This window comes from Bacteroides sp. AM07-18, from assembly GCF_003602695.1.
GTDB classification, from domain to species: domain Bacteria; phylum Bacteroidota; class Bacteroidia; order Bacteroidales; family Bacteroidaceae; genus Bacteroides; species Bacteroides uniformis.
In genome coordinates this window covers 62,459-76,408 of record NZ_QTLM01000016.1, presented here as the reverse complement: position 1 = coordinate 76,408, position 13,950 = coordinate 62,459, and the positions used below count along the sequence as shown (strand labels likewise).

The 13,950-nt window shown below is 46.7% G+C and carries 15 protein-coding genes and 4 tRNA genes; 16 read left to right on the top strand and 3 right to left on the bottom strand.

All coding sequences use genetic code 11. From position 1 onward, the window contains the following. Window positions 1-2: 2 nt before the first annotated feature. A complete protein-coding gene (locus DW096_RS16210) occupies window positions 3-2,063 on the bottom strand; it encodes an HD family phosphohydrolase (protein WP_009037308.1) in 2,061 nt (686 codons plus the stop codon). A 97-nt stretch (window positions 2,064-2,160) separates the two neighbouring features. Here DW096_RS16210 and gltX point away from each other — a divergent pair, with 97 nt between their 5' ends. Both gltX and DW096_RS16200 read left to right on the top strand, forming a co-directional pair. After that, on the top strand, window positions 2,161-3,687 hold the full coding sequence (gene gltX, locus DW096_RS16205) for a glutamate--tRNA ligase (RefSeq protein WP_009037307.1): 1,527 nt from the start codon (window positions 2,161-2,163) through the stop codon (window positions 3,685-3,687). Window positions 3,688-3,718: 31 nt separating this feature from the next. After that, window positions 3,719-4,939, top strand: coding sequence for a 3-deoxy-D-manno-octulosonic acid transferase (locus DW096_RS16200; RefSeq protein ID WP_005825739.1), 1,221 nt, complete (start codon window positions 3,719-3,721; stop codon window positions 4,937-4,939). 92 nt (window positions 4,940-5,031) lie between these two features. Here the strand turns inward: DW096_RS16200 and DW096_RS16195 are convergent, their stop codons facing one another. Next, window positions 5,032-5,544, bottom strand: coding sequence for a gamma carbonic anhydrase family protein (locus DW096_RS16195; protein WP_022401597.1), 513 nt, complete (start codon window positions 5,542-5,544; stop codon window positions 5,032-5,034). A 4-nt stretch (window positions 5,545-5,548) separates the two neighbouring features. Further along, complete coding sequence (locus tag DW096_RS16190) at window positions 5,549-7,342, bottom strand: aminopeptidase P family protein (RefSeq protein WP_117588579.1); 1,794 nt, start codon at window positions 7,340-7,342, stop codon at window positions 5,549-5,551. Window positions 7,343-7,621: 279 nt separating this feature from the next. Between DW096_RS16190 and rpsU the strand changes: the two genes are divergently transcribed. The 14 genes from rpsU (at window position 7,622) to rplL (ending at window position 13,867) form a co-directional block, all read left to right on the top strand. After that, entirely contained in the window at window positions 7,622-7,813 is a 192-nt protein-coding gene (gene rpsU, locus DW096_RS16185; protein WP_005825735.1) for a 30S ribosomal protein S21, read from the top strand. 73 nt (window positions 7,814-7,886) lie between these two features. Continuing rightward, on the top strand, window positions 7,887-8,771 hold the full coding sequence (gene xerC / locus DW096_RS16180) for a tyrosine recombinase XerC (protein WP_016271996.1): 885 nt from the start codon (window positions 7,887-7,889) through the stop codon (window positions 8,769-8,771). Window positions 8,772-8,789: 18 nt separating this feature from the next. Further along, the gene (hpf, locus tag DW096_RS16175) at window positions 8,790-9,089 is read left to right on the top strand and encodes a ribosome hibernation-promoting factor, HPF/YfiA family (protein WP_005825731.1); all 300 of its coding nucleotides are present in this window, start codon (window positions 8,790-8,792) and stop codon (window positions 9,087-9,089) included. A gap of 93 nt (window positions 9,090-9,182) precedes the next feature. Next, window positions 9,183-9,256, top strand: a tRNA-Thr gene (locus DW096_RS16170). 124 nt (window positions 9,257-9,380) lie between these two features. Next, window positions 9,381-9,463 (top strand) — tRNA-Tyr (locus DW096_RS16165). Between the two features lie 17 nt (window positions 9,464-9,480). Further along, window positions 9,481-9,552: transfer RNA gene (locus DW096_RS16160), tRNA-Thr, on the top strand. A 50-nt stretch (window positions 9,553-9,602) separates the two neighbouring features. After that, a complete protein-coding gene (tuf, locus tag DW096_RS16155; protein ID WP_005825727.1) occupies window positions 9,603-10,787 on the top strand; it encodes an elongation factor Tu in 1,185 nt (394 codons plus the stop codon). A 56-nt stretch (window positions 10,788-10,843) separates the two neighbouring features. Continuing rightward, window positions 10,844-10,916, top strand: a tRNA-Trp gene (locus tag DW096_RS16150). A 14-nt stretch (window positions 10,917-10,930) separates the two neighbouring features. Beyond that, entirely contained in the window at window positions 10,931-11,119 is a 189-nt protein-coding gene (gene secE / locus DW096_RS19730; RefSeq protein WP_005825726.1) for a preprotein translocase subunit SecE, read from the top strand. A 12-nt stretch (window positions 11,120-11,131) separates the two neighbouring features. Continuing rightward, a complete protein-coding gene (gene nusG, locus DW096_RS16140) occupies window positions 11,132-11,674 on the top strand; it encodes a transcription termination/antitermination protein NusG (protein ID WP_005825724.1) in 543 nt (180 codons plus the stop codon). Between the two features lie 59 nt (window positions 11,675-11,733). After that, entirely contained in the window at window positions 11,734-12,177 is a 444-nt protein-coding gene (gene rplK, locus DW096_RS16135) for a 50S ribosomal protein L11 (protein WP_005825722.1), read from the top strand. Between the two features lie 15 nt (window positions 12,178-12,192). Further along, window positions 12,193-12,891, top strand: a complete 699-nt coding sequence (gene rplA / locus DW096_RS16130) for a 50S ribosomal protein L1 (protein WP_005825721.1) — start codon at window positions 12,193-12,195, stop codon at window positions 12,889-12,891. A gap of 15 nt (window positions 12,892-12,906) precedes the next feature. Beyond that, on the top strand, window positions 12,907-13,428 hold the full coding sequence (gene rplJ / locus DW096_RS16125; RefSeq protein ID WP_005825719.1) for a 50S ribosomal protein L10: 522 nt from the start codon (window positions 12,907-12,909) through the stop codon (window positions 13,426-13,428). A 61-nt stretch (window positions 13,429-13,489) separates the two neighbouring features. Continuing rightward, window positions 13,490-13,867, top strand: a complete 378-nt coding sequence (rplL, locus tag DW096_RS16120; RefSeq protein ID WP_004291279.1) for a 50S ribosomal protein L7/L12 — start codon at window positions 13,490-13,492, stop codon at window positions 13,865-13,867. Window positions 13,868-13,950 lie beyond the last annotated feature (83 nt).

Here is a 13,950-nt window from a genome sequence, read left to right as displayed (position 1 = left end):
TCTTATTTTTTAAGTTCGGGATAACTGATGCGGGTATGGTATATAGTCTTCAGCTTCTCCTTGAATACGTTCTTCACGGTGGCAATATCCTTGAAGGTGATGGGGCATTCCTTGAAATAGCCTTCTGCCACTTGCGAATCAATAATCTTGTCTACCAGGTTGCTGATGCTCTCTTCCGTATATTCGGGCAGACTGCGTGAAGCGGCTTCCACCGAATCGGCCATCATCAGGATAGCCTGCTCTTTGGTGAACGGGTTGGGACCGGGGTAGGTGAATGCCTCCTCGTTAGGGTCTTCACCGGGGTGCTCGTTTTTCCAGGAGATATAGAAATACTTCGTTTTCCCACGGCCATGGTGAGTGGTGATGAAATCCTTGATTACTTTGGGGAGATTGTTCTTCTCGGCCAGCTTCAGCCCGTCCGTCACATGGCTGATGACGACTTGGGCACTTTGCTCATAGCCCAGATTCTTGTGCGGATTGACTCCACCCGATTGGTTCTCGGTGAAGAACACCGGATTCTCCATCTTGCCGATGTCATGATACAGCGCTCCGGTACGTACCAGCTGGCTTTTGGCTCCGATACGGTTGGCCGCTTCCGCCGCAAGGTTGGCAACCTGCATGGAATGCTGGAAGGTGCCGGGAACTGTCTCGGACATGCGGCGTAGCAGGCTGTTGTTGATGTTGGACAATTCGACCAGGGTGACATTGGAGGTAAAGCCAAACGTCTTTTCCACCAGGAAGAGCAGGGGATAGGTGAACAGCAGCAACACTCCGTTGATGACGAAATAGGTGTACATGCTTCCGTTGATTTTTGTCAAGTCGTTTTCTGTAATCAGCTCGAAAGCAAAGTAGACGGCAGCGTAGGTCAATATGACGAGGAAGGCTGTCCGGAACAGTTGCGACCGTTGTGAAAGTTCCCTCAGACTGAAGATGGCAACCAGCCCCGCCGAGAGTTGCAGAAGAATGAATTCATGCGGATAGCGCAGGCAGATGGAGCATATCAGTATGGTGGTGACTTGTGCGATGAAGGCCGTGCGTGAGTCGAGGAACACCCGGATGATGACCGGCAGCATGGCATACGGGATGATATAGACATTGAATATGTTGTTGGCAACCATGATGGCCGTCACCACGCAATAGAACATGATGAGGGCGAAGAGCAGGGAGAGGCTGCCCTTGCGCTTGTAGTAATCTTTACGGAACAAGTCGAGGTAGAGCATGAAACACAGCATGAAGATACTGACAAACAATACCTGCCCCGCCAGCATCAACCGTTTTTGCCCGATGGACTCACTGCGTTTGATGGATTCTTTCCGTAGACTCTCAAGGATGTTGTATGTCTCCTGGCTGACAATCTCGCCGCGGTCGATGATTTTCTGTCCGCTCAGTACGATGCCGTTGGCCCATGAATAGTTGTCGAGCATCTCCTTCTTAGCGGTTTCGGTCCGCTGCTCGTCATAGGTCAGATTAGGGAACAGATATTCGTTCAGCGAGCATTGCCGTAGAATGTCCGGGCGGTAGTGGGCGGTATCGGCCGTGAGTATATAGTTATAGGCATCCTTCACCGAATATACCTTGTTGATGTCCTGCTGGTTGGCCAGTTTGTCGTTAATGACCATGATGGCGGTTGTGCTGTCCTTATGCAGTTGGTTCAGCTCTTCGGTAGAAACGATGCCGGCGCGATATACTTCAGAGAGTTTCCTTTCCAGAAAGCGGACGTAGTCGGTGGAGGGAAGCAGGCCGCGCAGGTGGGTCTGATAGTCTGCCTTCAACTTGGCGAGCACACTTTTCTCAATGCTTTTGTCCAGCTGGAAATACGGCTGGAAGGCGGCGAGGATACTGTCTTGCTCGCGTTTCACCACTTCATCGGCCTTATAGATGGGGAAGTCGAAGGTGGCCATGAGCTGTCCGTACTTCCAGGGCTTGTCAATGTCGAACTGGTAGTTGAATTTACCGTCACGTGGCAGAAAATAGACAATAATCCCCACAGTGCCGATGAATATCAGTGCTCTGTATAGCAAATCTCTGAGCGAGAACTCTTTTTTTGTATTGAAATAACTCATATCGGCTGAAATTTTTGCGAAAAGTACAAAAAAAAACATTAGTGTGGAAAAAAAGGTTTAATTTTGCCGTCTAAAATATTCATAAGTAAGGTAGATTATGACAGAAAGAAAGGTCAGAGTCCGTTTTGCCCCGAGTCCTACGGGGGCGTTGCACATCGGCGGTGTGCGTACAGCTTTATACAATTATCTCTTTGCGCGTCAGCATGGAGGAGATTTGATATTTCGTATTGAAGATACTGATTCCAACCGGTTTGTACCGGGTGCGGAAGAATATATCCTGGAGTCTTTCAAGTGGTTGGGCATCCCGTTTGACGAGGGCGTGAGTTTCGGTGGAGACCATGGCCCGTACCGTCAGTCGGAACGTCGGGAAATATACAAGAAGTATGTTCAGATTCTGCTGGAGGCCGGAAAAGCCTACATCGCTTTCGATACTCCTGAGGAGCTGGAAGCAAAGCGTGCGGAGATTGCGAATTTCCAGTACGATGCTTCTACCCGCATGCAGATGCGCAATTCACTGACCCTTCCTAAAGAAGAGGTAGACGCGCTGATTGCTGCCGGTAAGCAGTACGTGGTGCGTTTCAAGATAGAGCCGAACGAAGATGTGCATGTGAACGACCTGATTCGTGGGGAAGTAGTGATAAACTCTTCCATTCTTGATGACAAGGTTCTTTATAAATCGGCAGATGAACTTCCTACTTACCATCTGGCCAATATTGTGGACGACCATTTGATGGAAGTGTCCCATGTGATACGCGGTGAGGAATGGTTGCCTTCCGCACCGTTGCATGTATTGCTCTACCGTGCCTTTGGGTGGGAGGATACCATGCCTGCCTTTGCGCATTTGCCCTTGTTGCTGAAGCCCGAGGGTAACGGCAAATTGAGTAAGCGTGACGGCGACCGTCTGGGCTTCCCGGTTTTCCCGTTGGAGTGGCATGACCCCAAGTCGGGAGATGTCTCTTCAGGCTACCGCGAATCAGGCTATCTGCCCGAAGCGGTCATTAATTTCCTGGCTCTGCTGGGCTGGAATCCGGGCAATGACCAGGAACTGATGTCTATGGATGAATTGGTGAAATTGTTTGATTTGAGCCATTGCAGCAAGTCGGGTGCCAAATTCGACTATAAGAAAGGTATCTGGTTCAACCATGAGTACATCATGATGAAACCGGATGCGGAGATAGCTTGTCTTTTCAGACCGGTGCTGGAGTCCAACGGCATAGACGCCTCCAACTATAGCGACGAGTTCCTTACGAAAGTGGTTTCACTGGTGAAGGGACGCGTCAACTTCGTAAAGGAACTGTGGGACCAGACCCGTTTTTTCTTCGTAGCCCCCACGGAATATGCGGCAAAGGATGTGAAGAAGCGTTGGTCGGAAGATACTCCCCGCATCATGACCGAATTGATGGATGTGTTGCGCGGCATCGGGGATTTCTCCTCCAAGCCTTCCGAAGATATTGTGATTGGTTGGATTACTGAGCGTGGCTATCACATGGGAAATGTGATGAATGCCTTCCGCTTGTCAGTGGTGGGCGAGTGTAAAGGCCCGCACATGTTCGACATTACCGAGCTGATTGGCAAGGAAGAGACGTTGGCCCGTATACAGCGTGCTGTTGATGCTTTAAAGTGAATAAATCTTCTTCATCCTTAATCCATATAGTATGCTATATGACTTGGCAATAGCCATCTACGATATTCTGGTGCATCTGGCTGCTCCATTTAGCCGTAAGCCCCGAAAAATGATGAAGGGACACTGGGTGGTCTATGAACTTCTCCGGCAGCAGTTGGAGAAGGACGTGCGCTATATATGGTTCCATGCCGCTTCTTTGGGGGAGTTCGAGCAGGGACGGCCGTTGATTGAGAAAATTCGTGCCAAATATCCGGATTACGGTATTCTGCTGACTTTCTTCTCGCCGTCGGGCTATGAGGTCCGCAAGAATTATAGGGGGGCAGACGTTGTCTGTTACTTGCCTTTCGACAAGTCCCGCAATGTGAAGAAGTTCCTGGATATCGTGAATCCCTGCATGGCATTCTTCATCAAGTACGAGTTCTGGAAGAACTATCTGGACGAACTGCACAAGCGCCGTATTCCGGTGTACAGCATTTCTTCCATTTTCCGCCGCGGACAAGTATTCTTCAAGTGGTATGGCGGTACGTACAGACATGTGCTGCGCGACTTCGACCATTTGTTTGTGCAGAATGAACGCTCCAAACGCTATCTGGCGAAGATAGGTATCAGCCGTGTCACGGTGGTGGGGGATACCCGTTTTGACCGTGTGCTGCAGATTCGTGAGGAGGCCAAACATCTGCCTTTGGTGGAGCTTTTCAAGAACAACACGATGACTTTCGTGGCAGGAAGCTCCTGGCAGCCGGACGAGGATTTGTTTATTGAATACTTTAACCAGCATCCAGAGGTGAAGTTGGTTATCGCTCCGCACGTTATCGACGAAAACCATCTGGTAGAGATTATCCGTAAACTGAAACGCCCCTACGTGCGCTATACCCGTGCCGACGAGAAGAATGTCCGTAAGGCCGACTGCCTGATTATCGACTGCTTCGGGTTGCTCTCTTCCATCTACCGCTATGGCGAGATTGCCTATATCGGAGGTGGTTTCGGAGTGGGAATCCACAATACTCTTGAGGCTGCAGTTTATGGCATTCCGGTGATTTTCGGACCGAAGTATCAGAAATTCCAGGAGGCCATCCAGTTGCTGGAGGCAAAAGGCGCTTTCTCGGTGAAGGATTATGAGGAACTGAAAACTTTGCTCGACCGTATGCTGACAGATGAAGTCTTTTTGCGCGAATCAGGCATGAATGCAAGCAATTATGTGACCGGCAACGCCGGTGCAACGGATAAGATAATGAGTATGATAAACTTTTAGAAAAGTAAAGAGTGATAAAAGCGATAGGGCGGTAAAGGTGATGGAATGGCATCCCTTTATCGCCCTGCCTTTTTGGGGCGCCTTGTCTCCCTTTATTTGTACCAGTCGGAATACATCAGATAGTTGTGTGCAATCTTCTGGTTCAGCTCCTTGGCCTGCTCCGGATCTACTTTCTTGATGAACTTGGCGGGGACTCCTCCCCAGATGCTTCCCGGCTCGATGACCGTATTGCTCAATACCAGGGAACCAGCGGCGACAATAGCCCCTTCGCCCACTACTGCGTGGTCAAGGATGGTGGAACCCATCCCTACCAAAGCATAGTTCTTGATAGTGGCTCCGTGGATGGTCACGTTGTGCCCCACGGATACGTGGTCTCCTATCTCTATGGTCGATTTCTCGTACAAGGTGTGGAGCACGCTTCCATCCTGGATGTTTACTCCGTTCCCTATGCGGATTGAGTTTACGTCACCCCGCAGCACGGTGCTGAACCAGATGCTGCAATCCCGTCCCGTCTTGACGTCGCCAATGACAACCGCATTGTCCGCCAAAAAACAATTCTCCCCGATTTCGGGAGTGAATCCTCTTACTGATTTTATTAATGCCATTTTTTTAGTGATTAGTGGTTAGGTTACTGCATGCTTCCTTCAGCCATTCCCGTTCTCCTTCGTCCAGGCTTGGCGAAAGTGCCTCGTATACATGCTGGTGATAGTTGTCCAGCCATGCCGTTTCCTCTGCCGTCAGCATCTCTTTGATGATACCTTTCTTGCAGATGGGGCAGAGGGTAATGGTTTCGAACTTCAGGTAATTTCCGAACATGCCTTCACCGTCCTTCACGGTCAGCACCAGGTTTTCCGTGCGTATTCCATGGCTTCCAGCTTTATAAACGCCCGGTTCGTTGGAAGTGACCATTCCCGGCCGTAGGGTTACCGGATTCTCATTCATGCGGATGCTTTGCGGACCTTCGTGCACATTGAGGAAATGGCCTACGCCGTGCCCGGTACCATGCAGGAAGTTCATGTGGTATTGCCATATCGGCATGCGGGCCAGTACATCCAGTTGCGCTCCTCGCGTACCTTCCGGGAAGACAGCCATGGCGAGGTCGATATGTCCTTTCAGTATCAGGGTGTAGTCCGTCTTCTCTTCTTCGGTCAGTTTCCCCAGTGCGATGGTGCGGGTGATGTCGGTAGTGCCGTCCAGGTATTGCGCACCCGAGTCCAGCAGCAGGAATCCCTCGGGTTTCAGTGGCACGTCCGTTGCCGGAGTGGCTTCGTAGTGTACGATGGCTCCATGTTCCTTGTACCCGGCAATGGTGTCGAAGCTTTCTCCCATGTAGAGTGGCTGTGCGGCACGGAATTCGTGCAGTTTCTTGTCTACGCTGATTTCTGTCTCGTTGCCTGCGGGAACGGCCTCCTCCAGCCATTTCAGGAACTTCACCAGTGCCACTCCGTCGCGTTGCATGGCTGCGTGGATGCCGGCTATTTCCCGGTCATTGCGGACCGCTTTCAGCAAGGCTATCGGTGAGCGCTCGTCAAGTACCCGGCAGGAAGGGGGGAGGGCGGAATAAACGGCATAATTCGTCTTTCCCATGTCGAGCATGATGCTGCCGTCCGGTATTCTTGTCACAAAGGATTCGGTGTCCCCATAAGCATGGATGGTGACGCCGGCTTCTTCCAGATAGGCTGAAAGCTCTTCCGTTACTTTCTCGGGCTGGATGAAAAAGTGTGTTTCTTGTTCGTTGATTATCAGGTAGCTTACTACTACGGGGTTGCAATGCACATCGTTGCCGCGTATGTTGAGTGTCCATGCTATCTCGTCCAATGCCGACACCAATAATACGTCCGCTTCACTCTTTTTCATCTCCCGGCGGATAGCAGCCAGTTTGTCCGGACAGCTTTTCCCGGCGTATTTCATCTCGTGGATAAAGGCGGGTGCTTCGGGCATGGGAGGGCGGTCTGTCCATATCTCATTCATCGGGTCGGCAATGCTCTTTACGGTGATGTCGTTTTTTGCCAGATCCTCTTGCAGGGCTATGGCTTGTGTGGTGGAAAATACCTTCCCGTCTATACCTACAACTGAATTCGCTGTAAGGTTCTCCCGCAGAAAATCGAGGATGCTGGGCGTTTCGGGCAGCATTTCCTTGTATAAGTCGATGCCGCTGCCTTCCAGCTGCTGCTCGGCTTGGAGAAAATAGCGGGAATCTGTCCACAGTCCCGCCTTGTCGCTGGTGATCACCGCCGTGCCTGCCGAACCGGTGAAGCCTGATATCCATTCTCTTGATTTCCAGTACGGTGCTACGTACTCGCTTAGGTGCGGGTCGGTACTGGGGATAATGAAAGCGTCTATGCCTTCTCTTTTTAACAATGCCCGTAGAGCATCTATACGTTGATTGATTGTCTGAGCCATATTTTTATAAATGTAATTAAGTAGGCGTGTAAATGAGTTTATAATCTCTCCATTCTCTGCTTTCAAAGTTACACATTCTCTTTTAAAAATGTGCTATGCTTCACGGATTTTAGCGGATTGGCTCAATAAAAACATCTTTCCCTTTGCTCATTCGTTTGATAATTAGGAATCATGGGTAATTTTTTTGCAGAAAGTTTTGTGAATAAAGAAAGTATGTGTAATTTTGCCGCTCAATTTAATCGTGAGATTTTTAAACCATTAACATTTAATTAAAAGAAAATGATTGTAGTACCTGTAAAAGAAGGCGAAAACATTGAAAAAGCGCTGAAGAAATTCAAAAGAAAGTTTGAAAAAACTGGCACAGTTAAGGAATTGAGACGCAGACAACAATTTGATAAACCGTCTGTGACTAAAAGACTTAAGAAAGAACGTGCTGTTTACGTTCAACAACTTCAGCAAGTAGAAGATTAATAATTCGTAAATTCCTTTGAATTATTGAATTCTTTTTCATACATTCGTTGCATGATTTTAGATATGTAGCGATATGTTGTTGACAGATTCTTTTCTTGACTATCTTCTGCATGAGCGGAACTATTCCAAAGGTACGGTTGAGTACTATCGGGCAGATATTCTTGAACTGCAGAGGTTTGGAGAAGAAATGTTGGGAGACTTGACTCCATCGGATGTAGATGCGGAACTTGTTCGTGAATGGATTGCTTCCTTGATGGACAAAGGACTTGCTTCTAATACGATAAACCGAAAGCTGAGTTCTATCCGGACATACTATAAATTCCTTTTGAGGAGAGGCGAGGTCGCGGTAGATCCGTTGCGGAAAGTGACGGGGCCCAAGAAGAAAAAGCCGCTTCCGGTATTTCTGAGAGAGGGTGAGATGAATAGGTTGCTGGATGATATGGACTTTGGTGAAGGTTTTGAAGGGTGTCGCGACCATATGATTATTGAAATGTTTTATGCTACCGGCATGCGACTTTCAGAATTGATAGGGTTGGATGATAAGGATGTCGATTTTTCGGCTTCTCTCGTTAAAGTGACGGGAAAACGGAATAAACAACGTCTTATACCTTTCGATGAGGAGCTGGGACGCTCGATGCGAGAATATGTCAATGTGCGGAATGAAGCTGTCCCGGTTCGCTCGGATGCTTTTTTTGTCCGGAAGAATGGAAAAAGGCTTTACCGCAGTATCGTAGCATGCCTTGTGAAACGAAACCTTTCGAAGGTAGTGACTGTAAAAAAAAGAAGTCCCCACGTGCTGAGGCACACCTTTGCAACGGCTATGCTGAACAATGGTGCTGATTTAGGCTCGATAAAAGAACTCCTCGGACACGAGAGTCTGGCGACAACGGAAGTTTATACGCATACTACTTTTGAAGAGCTTAAAAAAGTGTATAATCAGGCTCATCCCCGAGCCTAAAGTAAAAAGGAGGTAAGTATGGAAGTAAGAATTCAATCGATTCACTTTGATGCGTCAGAGCAATTGCAGTCTTTCGTTCAAAAGAAAGTTGCTAAGTTGGAGAAATTTTACGACGATATAAAGAAAGTAGAGGTGTCATTAAAGGTAGTAAAACCAGAAACAGCCGAAAATAAAGAAGCCGGAGTGAAAGTATTGGTTCCCAATGGCGAGTTTTATGCAAACAAGGTTTGTGATACGTTTGAAGAAGCAGTGGATTTATGCCTGGAAGCTTTGGAAAAACAGCTGGTTAAGTACAAGGAAAAGCAACGGAGCAAATAATTTTCCGCTAAAATTTTGCGGGTAAAAAATAAATGCCTAAATTTGCAGCCGTTTCGCTCACACTATGAACGTTACGGTTGCATTTTTTAGCTTGCCTCTTTAGCTCAGTTGGCCAGAGCACGTGATTTGTAATCTCGGGGTCGTTGGTTCGAATCCGACAAGAGGCTCGCTCAAGGATGAGTGGAATGAGTCTTTCTTCACGAGGTGGAGATGATATGAGAACGGAAATCGTCCGGGTAAAGTTCACTCTGCGATGATTTAGTAAGGAAAAGAGTTCTTTTTGTAATGTAGGGGCAAATACCAGAGTGGCCAAATGGGGCAGACTGTAAATCTGCTGGCTTACGCCTTCGGTGGTTCGAATCCATCTTTGCCCACAACTCTTATTCTCCTTGCTGTTATAGCTCAGCGGTAGAGCACTTCCTTGGTAAGGAAGAGGTCCCGGGTTCAAGTCCCGGTAACAGCTCACAAAAATGTAAAAGCTGATTATTAATCAAATAAATAACAAGTAAAGCTATGGCTAAAGAGAAATTCGAACGTACCAAACCGCATGTAAACATTGGTACAATTGGTCACGTTGACCACGGTAAAACCACGTTGACAGCTGCTATCACTACAGTGTTGGCAAAGAAAGGTCTTTCTGAATTGCGTTCTTTCGATTCTATCGATAACGCTCCTGAAGAAAAGGAAAGAGGTATCACTATCAACACTTCTCACGTAGAGTATGAAACAGCTAACCGTCACTACGCTCACGTAGACTGCCCGGGTCACGCCGACTACGTAAAGAACATGGTAACTGGTGCTGCTCAGATGGACGGTGCTATCATCGTAGTTGCTGCTACTGATGGTCCGATGCCTCAGACTCGTGAGCATATCTTGCTGGCTCGTCAGGTAAACGTACCGAGACTGGTTGTATTCATGAACAAGTGTGACATGGTAGACGACGCTGAAATGTTGGAACTCGTTGAAATGGAAATGCGTGAACTGCTTTCAGCCTACGAATTCGACGGCGACAACACTCCGTTCATCCAGGGTTCTGCTCTTGGTGCGTTGAATGGCGTTGAAAAGTGGGAAGAGAAGGTTATGGAGCTGATGGATGCTTGCGACACTTGGATTCCTCTGCCTCCGCGTGATATTGACAAACCGTTCTTGATGCCGGTTGAAGACGTATTCTCAATCACTGGTCGTGGTACTGTAGCTACTGGTCGTATCGAAGCTGGTGTTATCCATGTAGGTGACGAAGTTGAAATCCTCGGTTTGGGTGAAGACAAGAAGTCTGTTGTAACTGGTGTTGAAATGTTCCGCAAGTTGCTGGATCAAGGTGAAGCTGGTGACAACGTAGGTCTGTTGCTCCGTGGTATCGACAAGAACGAAATCAAACGTGGTATGGTTCTTTGTAAGCCCGGTCAGATTAAACCTCACTCTAAGTTCAAAGCTTCTATCTACGTTTTGAAGAAAGAAGAAGGTGGTCGTCACACTCCGTTCCACAACAAATACCGTCCTCAGTTCTATCTGCGTACTATGGACTGTACAGGTGAAATCACTCTTCCGGAAGGAACTGAAATGGTAATGCCTGGTGATAACGTAGAAATCACTGTAGAACTGATCTACCCGGTAGCATTGAACGTAGGTTTGCGTTTCGCTATCCGTGAAGGTGGTCGTACAGTAGGTTCTGGTCAGATTACTGAAATTCTTGACTAATAACCAATATAATCTTAATCAGTTCCCGGTATACATCGGGAACTGATTATGTACAAACGGGAGTAGCTCAGTTGGTAGAGCACCGGTCTCCAAAACCGGGTGTCGGGAGTTCGAGCCTCTCCTCCCGTGCTAATATTTTTGAAATGAAGAAGATTGTAGCTTATTTTAAAGAAACTTACGACGAACTTGTTCATAAAGTGTCGTGGCCTACGTATTCTGAACTTACTAACAGTGCAGTAGTTGTTTTATATGCTTCCCTACTAATTGCAGTGGTAGTATTTGCGATGGACTTCTGTTTCCAGCATCTGATGGAATTTGTTTATCCACATTAAAAGTAAGGAGAAATGTCTGAGATTGAAAAGAAATGGTACGTTTTGCGTGCTATTAGCGGAAAAGAAGCTAAGGTAAAGGAATACCTTGAAGCTGATATTAAAAACAGCGACCTTGGTGATTACGTATCTCAGGTATTGATTCCTACCGAAAAGGTATATCAGGTTCGCAATGGTAAGAAAATTGTGAAAGAGAGAAGTTATCTCCCTGGTTACGTTTTGGTGGAGGCTGCTCTGGTGGGTGAGGTTGCTCATCATCTGAGAAATACTCCTAATGTGATAGGGTTCTTGGGTGGTTCGGAAAAACCCGTACCTCTGAGACAGTCGGAAGTGAATCGTATACTTGGTACGGTCGACGAATTGCAGGAATCAGGTGAAGACTTGAGTATCCCGTATGTAGTCGGCGAGACTGTAAAGGTGAATTACGGTCCGTTCAGTGGATTCAGTGGAATCATTGAAGAAGTGAACACCGAGAAGAAGAAACTGAAGGTCATGGTCAAGATATTCGGACGGAAGACTCCGCTCGAATTGGGCTTTATGCAAGTTGAAAAAGAATAGTGCAGGTGTTACGCTGTAGTATTCTTCATTAATGTTTATATATATAAATCAATTAGAAAATGGCTAAAGAAGTTGCTGGACTAATCAAATTACAGATTAAAGGAGGCGCGGCAAATCCATCACCCCCAGTAGGACCTGCATTGGGTTCCAAGGGTATCAATATCATGGAGTTTTGCAAGCAATTCAACGCCAGAACCCAAGACAAAGCAGGAAAGATTCTTCCTGTGATTATCACTTACTACGCAGACAAGTCTTTCGATTTTGTAATCAAGACTCCTCCCGTGGCTATCCAGTTGTTGGAAGTGACGAAGCAAAAGAGTGGTTCTGCTGAGCCTAACCGTAAGAAAGTTGCCGAGATTACTTGGGAACAGGTTCGTACGATTGCTCAGGACAAAATGGTTGACTTGAACTGTTTCACTGTAGAAGCTGCCATGAAAATGGTTGCCGGTACAGCTAGAAGTATGGGTATCGCTGTAAAAGGGGAGTTCCCGGTTAATAATTAATAAACTTCAATTAGAATGGGTAAACTGACAAAAAATCAAAAGTTGGCTGCAGAAAAAATTGAAGCAGGGAAAGCATACTCTCTCAAGGAAGCTGCTCAGTTGGTAAAGGAAATCACTTATACCAAGTTTGACGCTTCTCTGGATATCGACGTACGTTTGGGCGTTGACCCGCGTAAGGCCAACCAGATGGTGAGAGGTGTTGTATCACTTCCTCACGGTACTGGTAAGGTTGTACGCGTTTTGGTGCTTTGTACACCAGATGCTGAAGCTGCTGCAAAAGAAGCCGGAGCTGACTATGTTGGTCTTGACGAATATATTGAAAAGATCAAAGGTGGATGGACTGATATTGATGTGATTATCACTATGCCGTCCATCATGGGTAAGATTGGTGCACTCGGTCGTGTGCTCGGTCCTCGTGGATTGATGCCTAACCCCAAGAGTGGCACTGTAACTATGGATGTTGCTAAAGCTGTAAGAGAAGTAAAACAAGGCAAAATCGACTTTAAGGTTGACAAGAGCGGTATTGTTCATACTTCTATCGGTAAAGTTTCATTTAGCGCTGAGCAAATTCGCGACAATGCGAAAGAATTCATCTCTACTTTGAATAAATTGAAACCGACTGCAGCCAAGGGTACATATATTAAGAGTATTTATCTTTCTAGCACGATGAGTGCGGGCATCAAGATTGACCCGAAAACAGTAGAAGAAATCTAATAAAACGGAGTAATAATGAGAAAGGAAGATAAAAGTACGATTATTGAGCAGATTGCTGCTACAGTGAAGGAATACGGTCACTTCTATTTGGTGGATACCACTGCCATGAATGCTGCTACAACCAGCATGTTGAGAAGAGAATGTTTCAAGGCTGACATCAAATTGATGGTAGTTAAGAATACATTGCTTCACAAGGCATTGGAGAGCCTGGAAGAAGACTTTTCTCCGCTTTATGGTTCTCTGAAAGGTACAACTGCCGTAATGTTCAGCAACGTTGCTAACGCTCCGGCCAAGTTGATTAAAGATAAGGCTAAGAACGGTATTCCCGGACTGAAGGCTGCATATGCAGAAGAAAGCTTCTATGTTGGTGCTGACCAGTTGGATGCTCTCGTAAGTATCAAGAGTAAGAATGAAGTTATTGCCGATATCGTTGCATTGCTGCAGTCACCGGCCAAGAATGTTATTTCTGCTCTGCAATCAGGTGGTAACACCCTCCACGGAGTTCTCAAGACTCTTGGTGAACGTCCCGAAGCGTAAATTTCGGAAAAAGAATTATATCAATTTATTTAGTATTTAAACAATTAAAAATCATACAAAAATGGCAGATTTGAAAGCTTTTGCAGAACAATTAGTTAACTTGACAGTAAAAGAAGTTAATGAACTTGCAACAATCCTGAAAGAAGAATATGGTATTGAACCTGCTGCTGCAGCTGTAGCTGTTGCTGCTGGTCCTGCAGCCGGTGGTGCTGCTGCCGCAGAAGAAAAGACTTCTTTCGACGTAGTATTGAAGAGCGCTGGCTCAGCTAAACTTCAGGTAGTTAAAGCCGTTAAGGAAGCTTGCGGTCTTGGCTTGAAGGAAGCTAAGGACATGGTAGACGGTGCTCCTAGCGTAGTAAAAGAAGGTTTGGCTAAGGACGAAGCAGAATCATTGAAGAAAACATTGGAAGAAGCTGGAGCTGAAGTTGAACTTAAATAACATTAGCCTGTAAATCAGGTAATTCGGTTAGGAACCCTTCGTGAAAAGGGTTCTTAACCTTTTTGTGTATATATTTAAAATTA

Excerpts from the sequence above, each read along its gene's own strand:
- tuf (WP_005825727.1), top strand. The coding sequence starts at position 9,603 with ATGGCTAAAGAGAAATTCGAACGTACCAAACCGCATGTAAACATTGGT.
- secE (WP_005825726.1), top strand. The coding sequence starts at position 10,931 with ATGAAGAAGATTGTAGCTTATTTTAAAGAAACTTACGACGAACTTGTT.
- rplJ (WP_005825719.1), top strand. The coding sequence starts at position 12,907 with ATGAGAAAGGAAGATAAAAGTACGATTATTGAGCAGATTGCTGCTACA.
- DW096_RS16190 (WP_117588579.1), bottom strand. The coding sequence starts at position 7,342 with ATGGCTCAGACAATCAATCAACGTATAGATGCTCTACGGGCATTGTTA.
- rplA (WP_005825721.1), top strand. The coding sequence starts at position 12,193 with ATGGGTAAACTGACAAAAAATCAAAAGTTGGCTGCAGAAAAAATTGAA.
- gltX (WP_009037307.1), top strand. The coding sequence starts at position 2,161 with ATGACAGAAAGAAAGGTCAGAGTCCGTTTTGCCCCGAGTCCTACGGGG.
- DW096_RS16200 (WP_005825739.1), top strand. The coding sequence starts at position 3,719 with ATGCTATATGACTTGGCAATAGCCATCTACGATATTCTGGTGCATCTG.
- rpsU (WP_005825735.1), top strand. The coding sequence starts at position 7,622 with ATGATTGTAGTACCTGTAAAAGAAGGCGAAAACATTGAAAAAGCGCTG.
- rplK (WP_005825722.1), top strand. The coding sequence starts at position 11,734 with ATGGCTAAAGAAGTTGCTGGACTAATCAAATTACAGATTAAAGGAGGC.
- DW096_RS16210 (WP_009037308.1), bottom strand. The coding sequence starts at position 2,063 with ATGAGTTATTTCAATACAAAAAAAGAGTTCTCGCTCAGAGATTTGCTA.
- hpf (WP_005825731.1), top strand. The coding sequence starts at position 8,790 with ATGGAAGTAAGAATTCAATCGATTCACTTTGATGCGTCAGAGCAATTG.
- xerC (WP_016271996.1), top strand. The coding sequence starts at position 7,887 with ATGTTGTTGACAGATTCTTTTCTTGACTATCTTCTGCATGAGCGGAAC.
- rplL (WP_004291279.1), top strand. The coding sequence starts at position 13,490 with ATGGCAGATTTGAAAGCTTTTGCAGAACAATTAGTTAACTTGACAGTA.
- nusG (WP_005825724.1), top strand. The coding sequence starts at position 11,132 with ATGTCTGAGATTGAAAAGAAATGGTACGTTTTGCGTGCTATTAGCGGA.
- DW096_RS16195 (WP_022401597.1), bottom strand. The coding sequence starts at position 5,544 with ATGGCATTAATAAAATCAGTAAGAGGATTCACTCCCGAAATCGGGGAG.